14 protein-coding genes are annotated in these 16886 nt (G+C 64.4%); 4 read left to right on the top strand and 10 right to left on the bottom strand.

The window, feature by feature from the left end; all coding sequences use genetic code 11:
* Window positions 1–160: 160 nt before the first annotated feature.
* From V0R59_RS30860 to V0R59_RS30815, 10 genes are all read right to left on the bottom strand, one after another.
* Complete coding sequence (locus V0R59_RS30860) at window positions 161–865, bottom strand: GntR family transcriptional regulator (protein WP_330078288.1); 705 nt, start codon at window positions 863–865, stop codon at window positions 161–163.
* 174 nt (window positions 866–1039) lie between these two features.
* Window positions 1040–2068 carry a proline racemase family protein gene (locus V0R59_RS30855; RefSeq protein WP_330078287.1) on the bottom strand — a complete coding sequence of 343 codons (1029 nt, stop codon included), beginning with the start codon at window positions 2066–2068 and terminating at the stop codon, window positions 1040–1042.
* 10 nt (window positions 2069–2078) lie between these two features.
* Complete coding sequence (locus V0R59_RS30850) at window positions 2079–3560, bottom strand: aldehyde dehydrogenase family protein (RefSeq protein ID WP_330078286.1); 1482 nt, start codon at window positions 3558–3560, stop codon at window positions 2079–2081.
* Window positions 3557–4837, bottom strand: coding sequence for an NAD(P)/FAD-dependent oxidoreductase (locus V0R59_RS30845; RefSeq protein ID WP_330078285.1), 1281 nt, complete (start codon window positions 4835–4837; stop codon window positions 3557–3559). The genes V0R59_RS30850 and V0R59_RS30845 overlap by 4 nt, the downstream gene beginning before the upstream one ends.
* 192 nt (window positions 4838–5029) lie before the next feature.
* The gene (locus V0R59_RS30840; protein ID WP_330078284.1) at window positions 5030–5905 is read right to left on the bottom strand and encodes a dihydrodipicolinate synthase family protein; all 876 of its coding nucleotides are present in this window, start codon (window positions 5903–5905) and stop codon (window positions 5030–5032) included.
* Between the two features lie 30 nt (window positions 5906–5935).
* On the bottom strand, window positions 5936–6601 hold the full coding sequence (locus V0R59_RS30835) for an amino acid ABC transporter permease (RefSeq protein WP_330078283.1): 666 nt from the start codon (window positions 6599–6601) through the stop codon (window positions 5936–5938).
* A 12-nt stretch (window positions 6602–6613) separates the two neighbouring features.
* Window positions 6614–7285 carry an amino acid ABC transporter permease gene (locus V0R59_RS30830; RefSeq protein WP_330078282.1) on the bottom strand — a complete coding sequence of 224 codons (672 nt, stop codon included), beginning with the start codon at window positions 7283–7285 and terminating at the stop codon, window positions 6614–6616.
* Window positions 7286–7295: 10 nt separating this feature from the next.
* The gene (locus tag V0R59_RS30825) at window positions 7296–8117 is read right to left on the bottom strand and encodes an amino acid ABC transporter ATP-binding protein (protein ID WP_330078281.1); all 822 of its coding nucleotides are present in this window, start codon (window positions 8115–8117) and stop codon (window positions 7296–7298) included.
* Window positions 8118–8173: 56 nt separating this feature from the next.
* Window positions 8174–9010 (bottom strand): substrate-binding periplasmic protein, encoded by an 837-nt coding sequence (locus V0R59_RS30820; RefSeq protein WP_330078280.1) that lies wholly within the window; start codon window positions 9008–9010, stop codon window positions 8174–8176.
* A gap of 330 nt (window positions 9011–9340) precedes the next feature.
* Window positions 9341–10261: a LysR family transcriptional regulator gene (locus V0R59_RS30815; RefSeq protein WP_330078279.1), complete on the bottom strand. Its 921-nt coding sequence runs from the start codon at window positions 10259–10261 to the stop codon at window positions 9341–9343.
* Window positions 10262–10362: 101 nt separating this feature from the next.
* Here V0R59_RS30815 and V0R59_RS30810 point away from each other — a divergent pair, with 101 nt between their 5' ends.
* The 4 genes from V0R59_RS30810 (at window position 10363) to V0R59_RS30795 (ending at window position 16764) form a co-directional block, all read left to right on the top strand.
* Window positions 10363–11709 carry an aspartate aminotransferase family protein gene (locus V0R59_RS30810; protein WP_330078278.1) on the top strand — a complete coding sequence of 449 codons (1347 nt, stop codon included), beginning with the start codon at window positions 10363–10365 and terminating at the stop codon, window positions 11707–11709.
* Between the two features lie 52 nt (window positions 11710–11761).
* Window positions 11762–13258: a CoA-acylating methylmalonate-semialdehyde dehydrogenase gene (locus tag V0R59_RS30805; RefSeq protein ID WP_330078277.1), complete on the top strand. Its 1497-nt coding sequence runs from the start codon at window positions 11762–11764 to the stop codon at window positions 13256–13258.
* Between the two features lie 109 nt (window positions 13259–13367).
* Window positions 13368–14672, top strand: a complete 1305-nt coding sequence (locus V0R59_RS30800; RefSeq protein ID WP_330078276.1) for an aspartate aminotransferase family protein — start codon at window positions 13368–13370, stop codon at window positions 14670–14672.
* Between the two features lie 145 nt (window positions 14673–14817).
* The gene (locus V0R59_RS30795) at window positions 14818–16764 is read left to right on the top strand and encodes a methyl-accepting chemotaxis protein (protein ID WP_330078275.1); all 1947 of its coding nucleotides are present in this window, start codon (window positions 14818–14820) and stop codon (window positions 16762–16764) included.
* The last annotated feature ends 122 nt before the right edge of the window (window positions 16765–16886 follow it).

Below are 16886 nucleotides of genomic sequence, written 5' to 3'. Positions count from 1 at the left end.
ATTGCCATACATCTCGGTCAAGTGAAGCGCAGACCTTGTGGGAGCGGGTTTACCCGCGATTGCGATAGTGAATTCACTGACGCAATCGCGGCGGTCCGGCGTTCCGGTAAACCCGCTCCCACAGGGTCCGCGAGAAGCAATGGGTTGGGTGCTGGCTCTATCAGGCGATCGACATGCGGGCCGTAAGGTTCTGCTGCATGTAGTCGAGGAAGCGCCGCTGGAACAGCATGGTGTGTTCATGGGCCGCAGCTTCGGCGGCATCGGCGTCGCGGGAGGCGATGGCTTCGATCATCTCGTCGTGGTCGCGTCCCAGGCGATGGGTGCTGGCGGAGCTGACGACATGGTCGAAATGCAGGTGCAGCAGGCGCTGCCCCTCACCGAGCAGGCGCTCGTAATAGTTGATGAAGTAGGGGTTGCGTCCGGCATGGGCGATGGCCATGTGGAAGGCCTTGTTCAACTCGGACATGGCCTGGAAATCGCCGCTGGTCACCGCGTTCAGGTAGTCCGCGTCGGCCTTGCGAATGGCTTCGAGGTCTTCCGCCCGGTGCTGGGTGGCGGCAAGGCGGGTGACCGCACGCTGGATCAGGTCCAGGGCAGAAATATAGTTGGGAAACTCCTCGATCTCGAACGGCGTCACCAAGGTGGTGCGGTTCGGCAGGATGACCACCAGGCCCTCGGTGATCAGGCGGGCCAGGGCATCACGGACAGGCGACCGGGACAATCCGAACTGGGCGGCCAGGGAGACCTCGTCGAGCTGTACCCCCGGCTTGAGCTTGAGGGTGAGGATCTGCTTGCGCAGCTCTTCATAGATGTAGCGTCCGCTATGGCGACGAGGGCCGCTTTCAGTGTCGTTATCTTTTGCCATCATCAGGTCCCGGTTGGTCTGGCCGGCATCATACAGGCCCGCCTTCTTTTATGTGCGACCCGGAGCATGGGAGGAAGACGCGTCCTGCGTCAATCGCTGGCCATCCGGGGCTTGGGTTGCCGCTGTGTCGTCAAGACAACGGCCGTGGCTGGAAACAGGCACGGCCGTTGGCTGTTACTGGCTGGGGCCTACACCCCAGGTGTCGCTGAGCATGAAGCCCGCCGCGAGCGGATCATCCGGGTCCACGCCCAGCTGCTGCAGGCCGTAGAGCCATGCGCGCCCGGTTACCCGAGGCAACACCGCCGGTTTCCCGCCTACTTCGGTGTGGCCAAGCAGGGTGACCTGGAACTGGCCGCCGATGGTCGAGCGCGACACCAGCTGATCGCCCGCCTGCACCCGCCCGCGGGCCGCCAGCGTGGCGAGGTTCGCCGAGCTGCCGGTGCCGCAGGGCGAGCGGTCGACCCGGCCGGGGGGCAGGGTCGTGCAGGTCTGGTAGGTGCGCTCGTCGAGGCGGTTGCGGAACATCACGTAGGCCACCTCGTTGACCGACGGCAGCAACGGGTGCTGGATGCTCAACTGGCGATTGATCACGTCCTTCAGGGCCACGCCGGCATCGGCCAGGATCCGGGCGTTCTCCGGGGCAATGCTCAAGCCGGTCTGCTCGACATCGATCAGCGCGTAGTACACGCCCCCGAAGGCCACGTCGACCTTGATGGCGCCGAACGCCTCGGTCTCGATCACCAGGTCCAGGTGCTCGACGAAGGCCGGGACCATGTCCAGCGACACGCTGACGCAACGCCCGTCGGCACACACGGCGCGGGCGGTGATCAGTCCGGCCGGTGTATCCAGTACCACCGTGGTCTCCGGCTCCTGCATCGGCACCATGCCCAGTTCCAGCAGGGCAGTGACCACGCAGATGCAGTTGCTGCCCGACATCGGGTGCGCCTTGTCCGCCTGCAGCACGATAAAGCCGGCGTGGGCCTCGGGCCGGGTCGGCGGCAGCAGCAGGTTCACCGACATCTGCAGGCAGCCGCGCGGCTCCAGGGTCACCAGGCGGCGCAGGCTGTCATCGACCTCGTTTATGTAGTTCATCTTGTCCAGCATGGTGGCGCCCGGGATGCCCAGGACGCCGCCGGTGATGACCTTGCCGATCTCGCCTTCGCAGTGCACCTCAGCGAGCTGAAGCGTCTGTTTCCAACGCATGGGTATTACCTCACTTGATGTACCAGCCCCAGGGCTGATCGGTGTTGTAGCGGGTGATCTGCTTGGTTTCGAGGTAGTTGTTCAGGCCCCATTCGCCCAGCTCGCGGCCGATGCCGCTCTGCTTGTAGCCGCCCCACGGCGCTTCGGTGAAGGTCGGCTGCGAGCAGTTGATCCAGACGATGCCGGCGCGGAACTTGCGGGCGACCCGCTCGCAGCGCTCCAGGTCCTTGGACATCACCGCGGCGCCGAGGCCGAAGCGCGAGTTGTTGGCGGATTTTACCGCTTCTTCCTCGCTGTCGAACGGACGGATGCACACCACCGGGCCGAAGATCTCTTCGTTCCAGATCCAACTGTCTTCCGGCACGTCGGCGAACACCGTGGGTTGCAGGTAGAAGCCCTTGTCCAGATGCGCCGGGCGCTCGCCGCCGCAGACCAGGCGGGCACCGGCTTCCAGGCCGCTGGCGATGGCCTTGAGGGTGCCGTCGTACTGGTTGCGGTTGACCAGCGGGCCGAGCAGCACGCCTTCCTCCATGCCGTTGCCGATCTTGATCTTGCGGGTTTCCTCGGCCAGACGCTTGAGCAGCGGCTCGTAGGCGCTGCGCTCGACCAGGATGCGCGAGGTGGCGGAACAGACTTCACCCTTGTTCCAGAAGATGCCGAACATGATCCACTCGACCGCCTGTTCGATATCGCTGTCGGCGAAGATCACGAACGGCGACTTGCCGCCCAGTTCCAGGGTCACGTTCTTGATGTCCTGGGCGGCCGCCTGCATGATCCGGCTGCCCACCGGCACGCTGCCGGTGAAGGCCAGCTTGTCGACACCCGGGTGTGCGGTGAGTGCGGCGCCGACTTTCGAGCCGGGGCCGGTGACGATGTTCAGCACGCCTGGCGGCAGGCCGGCTTCATCGGCGATGCGCGCCAGCTCCAGGGCGGTCAGCGAGGTCTGCTCGGCCGGCTTGAGGATGATGCTGCAACCGGCGGCCAGCGCCGGGGCGATCTTCCACGAAGCCATCAGCATCGGGAAATTCCACGGCACGATGGCGCCGGCCACGCCGATCGGCTCCTTGCGGGCCACCGAGCTGAAGCGGTCGTCGGCCAGGGCCACGTCCTTCTCGCGGAAGCGGTCCAGTTCCTCGGCCAGGTTGGCGTAGAAGTCGAAGCAGCCGGCGGTGTCACCGATGTCCCACATCGCTTCGGGGAACGGCTTGCCGTTGTCGCGCACTTCCAGTTCGGCCAGTTCTTCCTGGCGGGCACGGATGCCGTCGGCGATCTTGCGCAGGTAGGCGCCGCGCTCGGCACCGCTCAGGCGCGGCCATGGGCCTTCGTCGAAGGCGGCGCGGGCGGCCTTGACCGCGACGTCGATGTCGGCGGCGCAGCCGGAGGCCACGGTGGCGATCAGGCTTTCATCGCTGGGGTCGAACGAGTCGAAGCTGCCACCGTTGATCGGGCTGACCCACTGGCCGTTGATGTAGAACTGGTCGTAGCGGTTCATGCGTTTCCTCCAAGGACGGCGAAGCGTCGGGCACTGAATGCGGAAAGGTTCTGGGTGGGCGCGCGGCCGCCAGCGAGGTCGCTGACCAGGCGGCCGGTGGTGGCGCCAAGGGTGAGGCCGAGCTGGCCGTGACCGAAGGCCAGGATGGCGTTCTTAAGGCGTGGCGAACGATCGATCACCGGTTTGGTGTCGGGCAGGAACGGGCGATAGCCGACGCCGAATTCCATGCCTTGGGTGTTCAGTTGCGGCAATACGCGGCGGGCCTTTTCCATGATGATTTCGGCACGCTTGAAATTGGGCTCGGCATTGGGACCTGCGAACTCGATGGTGCCGCCGATCTGCAGGCCGCGGGTCATCGGGGCGAAGCAGAAACCGCCGTCGGCATAGATCACCGAGTGGCGAATTTCCACGCCGGGTTGTGGCAGTACGGCCTGGTAACCGGCGATGCCGGCCAGGGGAATATTGACCCCCAGGCTGTCGAAGAACGGACGCGCACCGGTGCCCGCTGCGACCACCAGCAGGTCGGCCGGCACGCGGACGCCGTCTTCCAGGGTGACGCCGGTCGCCTTGTCGTGGTGTTCGTCGATCTTCGTCACGCGCTGGCGGACACGGATGCCGCCCTGGGCCACGAAGCTCTCGGTGAGGGCGGCGATAAAGCCTTCGGTGTCGTTGACGGCACGCCAGTCCGGGAACATCAGGCCGTGCTGGAACTTGCCGGCCAGTGCCGGCTCCAGATCGGAAATTTCCGCGCCATCGAGCTCCTGGGAACGGAAGCCCAGCTGCTTGCGCAGTTCCAGGTGCGGGCGTTCATGTGCCAGGCCGGCCGGCGTGTCGAACACTTCCAGCACGGGGCGCTGGCCTAGCAGGGTCTTGTCGGGGCAAGCGTCGAGCAGCGGGGCATAGTCTTCGTAGACATGCTGGGTCAGGCGCGCCATGTCCTGGGCGATCTCGTTGATCTTCGAGGGACGGGCGCAGGCCAGGAAGCGCATGAACCACGGCAGGATGCCCGGCAGTGCGCTGGGGCGCAGGGCCAGGGGGCCTTTCTGGTCCAGCAGCCAGCCGGGGATCTTCATCAGGATGCCGGGCTTGGACAGCGGGATGACTTCGCTCACCGCCATCTGGCCACAGCTCCATTTGGCCGTGCTGTCGCCGGGCGCGGCCGGATCGATGAGGGTGACCCGATGGCCGTCGCGCTGCAGGTACAGCGCACAGCACACGCCGACGATGCCGCCACCGATGACCACTGCGTGTTGCGATGACGTTTGCGGGTTGTTCATGGGTGCAATGCTCGGAAAGTAAGAAGGCCGGATTGAAAGTAGTGAAGGGAGCAAGGCTCTCCAGTTTGACGCGGGCCCTGTGGGAGCGGGTTCACCCGCGATTGCTGCAGCGAGTCCACTATCGTAATCGCGGGTAAACCCGCTCCCACAGGTCCGTGTTACATCAAGGAGTTGTCCGTGCTGCGATATTAATCACGCCTGCGACGCTTCGAACACCTTGCGGAACTCGGCCTTCTCGTCATCGGTCAGCGGCAGCAGCGGGGCGCGGGCCGGGCCGACCTTGAAGCCGGCCAGCTCGGCGCCGTACTTGACCTTCTGCACGAACTTGCCGCTTTCCAGGTTGGCCATGGCCGGGAACAGGCTGCGCATGACTTCCTGGGCGCCACGGATGTCGCCGGCGGTGAAGGCCTTGTGGAAGGCCACGACCTTCTCCGGGAAGATGTTGGCCGGGCCACAGATCCAGCTGTCGGCGCCCCACAGGTAGAAGTCCAGGGCCTGGTCGTCGGAGCCGCAGGACAGCTGGACGCCCTTGTACTTCTCGCCGATCTCGATGGCGCGCAGCAGGTTGCCGCTGCTTTCCTTGATGCCGATCACGCGCGGGTGCTGGTGCAGCGCGGCGATCACGTCCAGGCCGACTTCGACGTTGGTACGCACCGGGTAGTTGTAGAGCACCACGTTGATCTCGGGGAAGGTCTCGAGAATGGTGTTGTAGTGGGCCAGCAGTTCTTCCTGGGACGGCAGCGCGTAGTACGGCGGGGCGATCAGCAGGTTGGTGTAGCCGGCGTCGACGGTCTGCTTGACCTGCTCCAGCACTTCACGGGTGCACGATCCATTGGCACCGGCAATCAGCAGGCCGCGGTCGCCGACCACTTCCTTGACGGTGGCGAGGATCTGGCGACGTTCGTCGTTGGCCAGGGCGTAGTACTCGCCGGTCGAGCCCAGCGGCACGAAACCGCTGACGCCAGCGGCCAGTTGATGCTCGATGACCGAGGCGAGGGTGTCGTGGTCGACCTTGCCGGCGGCGTCGAACGGGGTGACCAGGGCAGGCAGGATACCTTTCAGTTTCATCGGTGATTCTCCGGGTTGGTTAAGGGTGGGTCAGTAGGCGTAGCGGCGCAGCAGGCGCCCTTCGACCACGCCGACCAGACGGGTCAGCGGGAAGGCCACGAGGAAGTAGATGACGGCCACGGCCGAGAGGAACTCGACCGGGCGCGCGGTGCTGTTGGAAATGTTCTGGCCGACGAACATCAGGTCGGCGACGCCCACCGAGGAGATCAGCGCGCTCTCCTTGAACAGGCTGACCACGTTCGACAGCAGGGGCGGAACGGCGCGCAGTAGGGCCTGGGGGAAGATCACGTAGAGCACCTTGACCTTCGAGCCCAGACCGAGGGCGGTGCAGGCGTCGTGCTGTTCGCTGGCGATGGACTTGAGCGCGCCGCGGAAGGTCTCGCTGGTGATCGCGCCCATGAACAGGGTCAGGGCGATCAGCACCGACACGTAGGGCGGGATGTCCAGGCCGAATACCACCGGGAAGCAGAAGAACACCCAGAACAGCTGGATCAGCAGTGGTGTGCCGCGGAAGAACTCCACGTAAAGGGTCAGCGGCAGGCGGATCAGCGGCGTCTTCAACTGACGCAGCATGCTGACCGCGAAGCCGAGCAGGCTGCCCAGTACCGCGCAGGCAGCGGTGAAGGCCAGGGTCAGGCCGAGGCCCTTGAGCAGTACCGGCCAGTAATGCAGAACAACCGAGAAATCGAGTGGCATGGTTATCTCTCCTCAGCGCTGGCCGGCCAGTTCCTGGCGCCGTTCGAACCACTGCACCAGTTGCGCCACGGGCAGCGACAGGGCGAAGTAGACGAGGGCGATCAGGGTGTAGGTTTCCAGCGGACGGTAGGCCTCGGTGGCCAGGCTCTTGCCCACATACATCAGGTCGGCGACCGCGACGATGGCCACCAGCGCGCTCTGCTGCAGGGTGCCGATGCCATTGGTGATCAACACCGGCAGGGCGCTGCGCAGCGATTGCGGCAGGATCACGTAGATGGTCCGTTGCCAGGAGCGCAGGCCCAGGGCAATGCACGCATCCAGGTGTTCCCGTGGTACCGCCTGCACACCGGCGCGGTAGGCCTCGGCGTTGAACGCGGTGAGGTTCAGGCCCAGGGCGAGGAAGCCCATGGCGATCGGGTCGATGAACACGTCGAACAGCATCGGCACGCAATAGAAGAACCAGACGATCTGCAGCAGCGCCGGAGTGCAGCGGAAGAACTCGATGAACAGCTGCGCCGGCCAGCGGATGAAGAACCAGCGGCTCAGGGTCATCAGGCACAGCAGGAAGCCGCAGGTCAGGCCGATCAGGTTCGAGACCAGAGCCAGTTCCAGCGTCACCTTGAGGCCGTCGAGCAGGGCCGGCAGGCTGCCATTGAGAAAGTGGAAATCGAATTGATAGTTCATGGCATTGCCCTCAGTCGAACTGCACGACCTTTTCGAGGAACTCGCGGGTGCGGGCTTCCCGAGGCTGGGTGAAGATCTGCTCGGGATGGCCCTGCTCGATCACCTTGCCGTTGGCGCAGAACACCACGCGGGTGGCGATGTGGCGGGCGAAGTGCATGTCATGGGTGACGATGATCATCGCCATCTTCTGGTCGGCCAGTTGCATCATCACGTTCTGCACCTCGATGACCATTTCCGGGTCGAGGGCCGAGGTGACTTCGTCGAACAGCATCAGCCGGGGTTCGAGCATCAAGGCGCGGGCAATCGCCACCCGCTGTTTCTGGCCGCCGGACAACTGGCTGGGGTAGGCGTGCAGCTTGCTTTCCAGGCCCAGGCGGGCCAGGTAGGCGCGGGCCTTCTCGGTGGCGTCGGCCTTGCTCAGGCCGTGGACCTTGACCGGTGCCAGGATGAGGTTGCCGAGCACCGACAGGTGCGGGAACAGGGTGTAGTGCTGGAACACCATGCCGATCTGCTTGTGCAGGACTTCGTCCAGCGGCTTGCCCTGTTTGCGGCTGCCATCGATGTAGGGTTTGCCCTGGAAACGGATGGTGCCGCCCTGGATACCTTCCAGGCCCATCAGGACCCGCAGCAGCGAACTCTTGCCGCTGCCGGACGGCCCGATGATCACCAGGCGGTCGTCGGCACGCATGTCCAGGTTCATCCCGTCCATCACGACCAGCTGTTCGGAATAGGCTTTGCGCACGCCCTGAAGCTGGATGAAATTGCCGCCCAGGCCTGAATTCGGGTTGAGCGAAGCCTGTGGCTGGGAAGCCACCAAATGAGGTGTGGTCATTACAGTTTTCTCCGCGAGGGCGCTCCTGGCCGGGGCCCTCGGTAGGTCAGCGGGAGTTACTGGGCTTTCTGGCCCGCGAGGATCTCGGCGGAAGCCTTGTCCACCAGCTTGTCGATCTCACCCGAGGCACGGCGCTCGGTGAGGTAGTCGTCGAGCTGGGCAAGGTCGGCGGCGGGTGTTGCGCGCGAGAGGGCGAACGACACGCCCTGCTTGGCCAGGGCTGGCACCGGCAGCACTTCCTTGGCCCAGCCGTTGGCCATGGCGAACAGGTGATTGGTGTCGTTGGCGTCGGCGAGGATGTCGGCGCGCTTGGACATCAGTGCCATGCGGGTTTCATCGGAGCCGGGCAGGCGCATCAGCTTCGCTTGCTTGATCGCCCCGGAGACGGCCTTGTCGGCGGCGGTGCCGGAGATCACTGCGATGGTCACGCCGGGTTTGTCGTAGTCGGCGAGGTCGGTCCCGGCGCTGGCGAACTTCGGGTTCTTCTCGTTGACCAGCAGGGAGATCTGGTAATCGGTGGCGGGCACCGAGAACGCCACGGCCTTGGCCCGCTCGGGGGTGCTGTTGAGGGCCATGGCCATGTCCCACTTGCCGCTCTGGATGCCGGCGACCTGGTTGTCCCAGCTGGTGTCGACGAACTCGGCCTTGACCTTCAGCACGTTCTCGGCGAAGTCGCGGCACAGGTCGACGAAGTAGCCGCTGTACTGTCCGCTGGCCGGATCGCGCATCACATAAGGCGCCGCGATCGCCGCGCCGCAACGCAGCACGCCGGCCTTCTGCACGTTCTGCCAGGTCTGGGTATCGGCCTGGGCCGGGGCTTGGATCAGCAGCGTCAGTGCTGCGGTAAGGCAGGCAACGCTGCCACCGAGTTTGCGAGAAAGGAACCGTGCCATGTTGAGTCTCTCTGGTGAGTTGTTCTTGTAGACAGACGAGCAAAGTGAGAAGCAGAGCTGTGTTCTTGTTTGAGTGCTGCGATGTGTGCAGCGATGCATTCAAGTTATTTCGAATCTGTTCGGGCTGTCAACACGGCGTAAAGAATTTTTGGAAGCAAAAACGCCCTCGCTCACCGTGGTCGGTGAATGAGGGCGTTGGGAGGGGGAGAGCGACACGGGACTTTGTGGGCGCGGGTTCACCCGCGATTGCGATAGTGAATTCACCACCGTAATCGCGGCGGTTCGGCGCTCCGATGAACCTGCTCCCACAAGGTCCGCTTTACATGGTCTTCAGGCGGGGGTGTCAGTCAGTTCCAGCTCGCTGAGGAAACGCTCCAGAATCATGTTCTGCCGCCGCCCCTTGCGCATGGCGATGGCAATCTTCGAGTCGAAATGCAGCCTGTCCGGATCGAGTGCGACCATCAGGCCTTTCTCCACCCAGGTCGCGGCGTAGTGGTCCGGCAGGAAGCCGATGTAGGACCCGGTCAGGATCAGGAAGGCGATGCCCTCGCGGTCGGTCGCCGAGGCCGCGAAGCTGAGCAACTGGTGCAGGCCGATGGCCTCGGCGGTCATGCGGTACGCGGGAATCACCGCATCGGCCTCGGCCAGTTGCGCGTCGGTCACGCTTGCCGCCTGGGCGAACAACGGATGCTCATGGCTGCAGTACAGGTACGAGCGCTCCTCGTACAGCAAGCTGTAGTCCAGACCGGACAAGGGCGTGATCAGCGGCACCGCACCGACGTGCAGACGCCCGTCGATCAGGCCGCGCTCGATTTCCCCCGGCGTGCTCATGCTCAGGTTGATGCGCACGCCGCTGCCTTCGGCGCGCACGGCCTTGAGGGCGTGGGTGATGCGCATCTTCGGCTGGGTCACCAGGTTGTTGATGATCGCCACGTTGAGGTCACCGCGCAGTTGCTGGTGCATCTGGTTCACTTCACTGCGAAAGCCCTCGATGGCCACCAGTACGGTCTCGCTGGCGCGCAGCACTTCACGGCCTTCGTCGGTGAGGGCAAAACCCGCCCGGCCCCGTTGACACAGGCGCATGCCGAGGCGCTTCTCCAGGTCGCCCATGTGCAGGCTGATGGCCGAGCGGGTGATGCCCAGCACGCTCTCGGCACCGGAGAAGCTGCCGCATTCGGCCACGGTCTTGAATACCCGCAGCAGCCTCAGGTCGAAATCGCTGACCTGATGCAGTGGCGTTTTTTTTGTCATGGGTGAGTAATCCAATAACCGAGTGAAAGAAAATACAGATTTAACTTACATGACGCTTCGATTCAAGCTAGCTGGCATCCACCCACCCTAGGGCTACCGCCATGAATCAGGCCTTGCACAGCAGCATTTCCCTGGCCAGCGCACTCCAGTTGGACTCCCACTGGATGCCGTTCTCGTCGAACCGCAATTTCCACAAGGACCCGCGCTTCATCGTCGGTGCCCAGGGCAATTGGCTGGTGGACGAGCAGGGCCGGCAGGTGTTCGACAGCCTGTCCGGGCTGTGGACCTGCGGTGCGGGCCACTCGCGCAAGGAAATTGCCGACGCGGTGGCCAGGCAGTTGGTGACCCTGGACTATTCTCCGGCCTTTCAGTATGGCCACCCGCTTTCGTTCAAGCTGTCGGAAAAGATCGCCAGCCTGACGCCGGGCGACCTCAACCATGTGTTCTTCACCGGTTCCGGCTCCGAATGCGCCGATACCGCGGTAAAGATGGCCCGCGCCTACTGGCGCCTGAAAGGCCAGCCGCAGAAGACCAGGCTGATCGGCCGGGCCCGTGGTTATCACGGGGTAAACGTTGCCGGCACGTCGCTGGGCGGGATCGGTGGCAATCGCAAGATGTTCGGTCAACTGATGGACGTCGACCATTTGCCCCACACCCTGCAGCCTGATCTGGCCTTCACCAAGGGCGCGGCTGAAACCGGTGGCGTCGCGTTGGCCAATGAACTGCTGAAACTGATCGAACTGCACGACGCCTCGAACATCGCCGCGGTCATCGTCGAGCCGATGTCTGGCTCGGCCGGTGTCCTGGTGCCGCCCCAGGGCTACCTGCAACGACTGCGCGAGATCTGCGACCAGCACGACATCCTGCTGATCTTCGATGAAGTGATCACGGCGTTCGGGCGCATGGGCTGCATGACCGGCGCCGAGTATTTCGGCGTGACCCCGGACCTGATGAACGTCGCCAAGCAGATCACCAACGGCGCCATCCCCATGGGCGCGGTGATCGCCAGCAGCAAGATCTACGACACCTTCATGTACCAGGCCTCGCCCGAGTACGCCGTCGAGTTCGCCCACGGCTACACCTATTCCGCCCACCCGGTGGCCTGCGCCGCCGCGCTCGCCACCCTGGAACTGCTGGAGAAGGACAATCTGGTCCAGCAGTCCGCCGAACTGGCGCCGCACTTCGAAAAGGCTATCCATGGCCTGAAGGGCGCGAAACATATCGTCGACATCCGCAACTGCGGCCTGGCCGGCGCCCTGCAGATCGCACCGCGTGATGGCGACGCCATCATTCGCCCGTTCGAAGCGGGCATGGCCCTGTGGAAAGCCGGTTTCTACGTCCGCTTCGGCGGCGACACCCTGCAGTTCGGCCCCACCTTCAACACACAACCCCAGGAACTGGACCGCCTGTTCGATGCCGTGGGCCAAGCCCTGCACGGCGTCAACTGAGCGCTCCTTCCTTTTATATAGACAGCTTGCTGCCAAGCCTTGAGGAACCCCAATGAGCACTATCAAGCACCTGATCCATGGCGAGTACATCGCCGACGACGCCCGCACCACCGACGTGTTCAACCCGTCCACCGGCCAGGCCATCCACAAGCTGGGCCTGGCCAGCCGGACCACCGTGCAGAAGGCCATCGACTCTGCCCAGGCCGCGTTCCCGGCCTGGCGCAACACCCCGCCGGCCAAGCGCGCCCAGGTGATGTTCCGCTTCAAGCAACTGCTGGAAGCCAATGAGCAGCGTATCGCCCAGCTGATCAGCGAAGAGCACGGCAAGACCATCGAGGACGCCGTGGGCGAACTCAAGCGCGGCATCGAGAACGTCGAGTTCGCCTCGGCCGCGCCGGAAATCCTCAAGGGCGAGTACAGCCGCAACGTCGGCCCGAACATCGATGCCTGGAGCGACCTGCAGCCGATCGGCGTGGTCGCCGGCATCACCCCGTTCAACTTCCCGGCCATGGTGCCGCTGTGGATGTACCCGCTGGCCATCGCTTGCGGCAACTGCTTCATCCTCAAGCCGTCCGAGCGCGACCCGAGCTCGACCCTGCTGATCGCCGAACTGCTGCACGAAGCCGGCCTGCCGAAAGGCGTGCTGAACGTGGTGCACGGTGACAAGGAGGCGGTGGACGCGCTGATCGAGGCACCGGAAGTCAAGGCCCTGAGCTTCGTCGGCTCGACCCCGATCGCCGAATACATCTATGCCGAAGGCACCAAGCGCGGCAAGCGCGTGCAGGCGCTGGGCGGCGCGAAGAACCACGCCGTGCTGATGCCGGATGCCGAACTGGACAACGCCGTCAGTGCGCTGATGGGCGCGGCCTACGGTTCCTGCGGCGAGCGTTGCATGGCCATCTCCGTCGCCGTCTGCGTCGGCGACCAGGTTGCCGATGCGCTGGTGGCCAAGCTGGTTCCACAGATCAAGGCCCTGAAGATCGGCGCCGGCACCCAGTGTGGCCTGGACATGGGCCCGCTGGTCACCGCTGCTGCCCGTGACAAGGTCCTGGGCTACATCGATGACGGCGTCGCTGCGGGCGCCGAGGTGGTCGTGGACGGCCGTGGCTTCAAGGTCGCGGGCAACGAAGACGGCTACTTCGTCGGCGGTACCCTGTTCGATCGCGTTTCCCCGGAAATGCGCATCTACAAGGAAGAGATCTTCGGCCCGGTGCTGTGCATCGTGCGCGTCGACAGCCTGGAAGCGGCGATCCAGCTGATCAACGACCACGAATACGGGAACGGCACCTGCATCTTCACCCGTGATGGAGAGTCGGCGCGCCTGTTCTGCGACGAGATCGAAGTGGGCATGGTCGGCGTCAACGTGCCGCTGCCGGTGCCGGTGAGCTACCACAGCTTCGGCGGCTGGAAGCGTTCGCTGTTCGGCGACCTGCATGCCTACGGTCCGGACGGCGTGCGCTTCTACACCCGCAAGAAAGCCATCACCCAGCGCTGGCCGAAACGCACCAGCCATGAGGCGGCGCAGTTCGCATTCCCTAGCAACAGCTGAGGAATATCCCTTGTTCGGGCAACAGCGTTGGCGTCTGTTCTGACGGAGATACGCCGCTGACGCTGGTGCCCGCACTTTCATCCGATCCAGTCGAAGAGATCGATACACCATGCCAATCAGCAACGATTACGTTAAAGGCCTTGATCGCGACTACGTGTTCCACTCGTGGTCGGTTCAAGGCGCGCTCAATCCCTTGGTGATCGCCGGCGGGGAGGGCTGCACCGTCTGGGACTACGAAGGCAAGCGCTACCTGGACTTCTCCAGCCAGTTGGTCAACACCAACCTGGGGCACCAGCATCCTGCCGTCATTACGGCGATCCAGGAGCAGGCCGCGACCCTGACCACCATCGCCCCGGCCACCGCCAACCTGATGCGTGGCGAAGCCGCCAAGCGCATCATCGAGCAGGCCCCGGCGGGCTTCAAAAAGGTGTTCTTCACCAACGGCGGCGCCGACGCCAACGAAAACGCGATCCGCATGGCCCGGCTTTTCACCGGCCGCGACAAGGTGCTGTCGTCCTATCGCTCCTACCACGGCAATACCGGCTCGGCGATCGTCGCCACCGGTGATCCGCGTCGCGTGCCGAACGAATACGCCCGCGGCCACGTGCATTTCTTCACGCCTTATCTGTACCGCAGCGAGTTCAACGCCCAGACCGAGACCGAAGAGACCGAGCGTGCATTGCGTCACCTGCGCCGTGTCATCGAGAGCGAAGGTGCCGGCTCGATCGCGGCCATTCTGCTGGAGAGCCTGCCAGGCACCGCCGGCATCCTGATGCCGTCCGCCGCCTACGTGCAGGGCGTGCGCGAACTGGCGACCGAGTTCGGCATCCTGCTGATCCTCGACGAAGTGATGTCCGGCTTCGGCCGTACCGGCAAGTGGTTCGCCCTGGAGCACTACGGCGTGGTGCCGGACCTCATCACCTTTGCCAAGGGCGTCAACTCCGGCTATGTGCCGGTCGGTGGCGTGATCATTTCCGAGCAGATCTGCGCCTACTTCGACACCCGCTACTTCCCGGGTGGCCTGACCTATTCCGGGCATCCGCTGGCCATGGCCTCGATCGTTGCCGCCATCGATGCGATGCGCAAGGAAGGCGTCGTGGAAAACGCGCTGGAAATCGGCAGCAACACCCTGGGGCCGCGCCTGCGTGAACTGCAGCAGCGTCATCCGGCGATCGGAGACGTTCGCGGTGCCGGCGTGTTCTGGGCGCTGGAACTGGTCAGCGACAGGGCGAGCCGTGCACCGCTGGCGGCGGACAAGATGGCGCAACTGAAAGCCAGGCTGATGGAGCGCGGCCTGCTGCCTTTCATCGTCGAAAACCGGATTCACGTGGTTCCACCGTGCGTCATCTCGGCCGAGCAGGTCGAAGAAGGCATCGCCATCCTGGATGAAGTGATCGGTTCGGTCCTGGGCTGATCCACTCGCCAGAGCCCGCTGTCCGCCACAGGCCGCGGGCTCACCCTTCATGTCTCTTTGTCGAAAGCTCCGGCTCTAGACCTGGCCGCTCCCACACTGGCGGCCTTTTTCATTTCTGCCCAAAACAAAAACCCAGAGAGCATCGATGAATATCAAGCACAAACTGACGTGCGCGTTTGCCGCCATTGCCGCCTTGCCCGTAGCCCTGGTCAGCGTCCTGGTCATCCTCAACCTGCGGGAAGAGGCGCGACAGGGCTTCCTCGACAGCAGCAGCCGGGAAATCCATCAGGTCGGCAATGCCATGAGCCTTTTTTTCCAGGGCATCACGCAAAACGTCGAGCTGCTGGCGACGCAGCCCGAGCTGCTCGGCACGGGCGCCAATCTCAACAAGTACCAGGAGACCCATAGCCAGAGCGTGCCGCTGGGCGAGCAGGACCAGCGCGTGATGGACATGGTCGACCGCCTGGGCAGATCCCACCCTGACTACGCCTACATTTCCTATGGCGTGGCGGACGGCGGGCATGTGAGCTGGCCGCCGGGGCAAGTGTTGTCCAACTACGATCCTCGCAAGCGCCCCTGGTACCAGCTGGCCATGGCCAACCTCGGCAAGACGGTGCGCACCGCACCCTATTACTGGGCGGGCGACGACACCGTGCTGGTGAGCACCGTGCGCACGGTCAGCAACCAGCTGGGCAGCCTGGGCGGGGTGATCAATATCGACGTCTCGCTCAACGGGCTGACCGCGATCATCAAGCAGATCACCCTCGGCGAGAGTGGATACCTGATGCTGGTGGAGAAAAACGGCAATGTGATGGTCGACCCCCGTGACCCCGGGCATAACTTCAAGCAGCTGCAGAGTTTCGGCCCCGGCTATGCCGAGCTGGCGAGCGCAGGGGAGGGCCTGGTCGAAGTGACGCTGAACGGCAAGCCGTTCATGGCCAACGTCTACCCCGACCCGCAGCTCGGCTGGACCTTCATCGGGCTGATCCCGCAAGACCAGGTGATGCAGGCCACGACCCGCCTGACGTGGTTGATCGGCGTTATCGCCCTGGCGCTGGCGGCGATCTTCGCGGTCGCGGGGGCGGGGTTCGCGAGCCTGATCGTGCGGCCGATCAACAGTGTGTCCAGCGGCCTCGAAGACATTGCCCAGGGCGAAGGGGACCTGACCCGCAGCCTGAGCGTCCGTGGTCGCGACGAAACCGCGCAGTTGGCCAACTGGTTCAACCAGTTTCTCGGTGCCATTCGCAGCCTGATCCAGAGCATCGGAGCTGCTGCTGCGCAGATCCTCAGTACCTCGGCCAGTTCCACCCGGGTCTCCGGTGACATGGCGGACGCCGCCAACCGCCAGCGCGAAGCCGTGGACATGGTTTCCACGGCCTTCCATGAAATGGTCGCCACCGCCAACGAGGTGGCGCGCTCCTGCAGCCAGGCGGCGCAATCGGCCGACAGCGGCCAGCAACAGGCGCGGGAGGGGCAGCAGGAGATCGATGCGGCAGTGCACAGCGTTGATCGCTTGAGCCAGGAGATCGAACAATCGGCGCAGTCGATCCAGCAGCTGGAGCGCGACAGCAACGATATCCAGTCGATCCTCGGCACCATCCGCTCGATTGCCGAGCAGACCAACCTGCTGGCCCTTAACGCCGCCATCGAGGCGGCACGTGCCGGGGAGCAGGGACGCGGGTTTGCCGTGGTGGCCGATGAAGTGCGGGCGCTGGCCAAGCGCACCGCCGACTCCACCGCCGAGATCGACGGCCTGCTGGGCAACCTGGCGAGTCGCACGGCGCAGGTGGCCGGGCAGATGCATGCCAGCCTCGATGTGTCGGCGCAGTCCGTCAGCAGCATTGGCCGGGCGCGGGACAGCTTCGGGCAGATACGTGAGTCGGTGGACGTGATCCGTGACATGAACACCCAGATCGCCACCGCTGCGGAGGAGCAGCACCAGGTGGCCGAGGAGATCCAGCGGCATATCGGACAGATTCATGGGGATGCCCAGCAAGTGGCCGGGCTGGCGCAGGCGGCGCGGGAGGATTCGCGGAGCCTGGCGGCGTTGTCGGGGGAGCTGGATCAGTTGGTGCGGCGGTTCCGGACCTGAAGGGGTGCCAGGAACCAGCGCTCATAGAACAAAACATAACTCACTGATTTAAATCAGACTTGTGGGAGCGGGTTCACCCGCGATTGCGATAGTGAATTCACCGACGCAATCGCGGGTGAACC

Source organism: Pseudomonas ulcerans, assembly GCF_036324125.1.
GTDB classification, from domain to species: Bacteria; Pseudomonadota; Gammaproteobacteria; order Pseudomonadales; family Pseudomonadaceae; genus Aquipseudomonas; species Aquipseudomonas ulcerans.
Note: the sequence above shows the minus strand (reverse complement) of the source record. Positions and strands in the feature narration are given on the sequence as shown.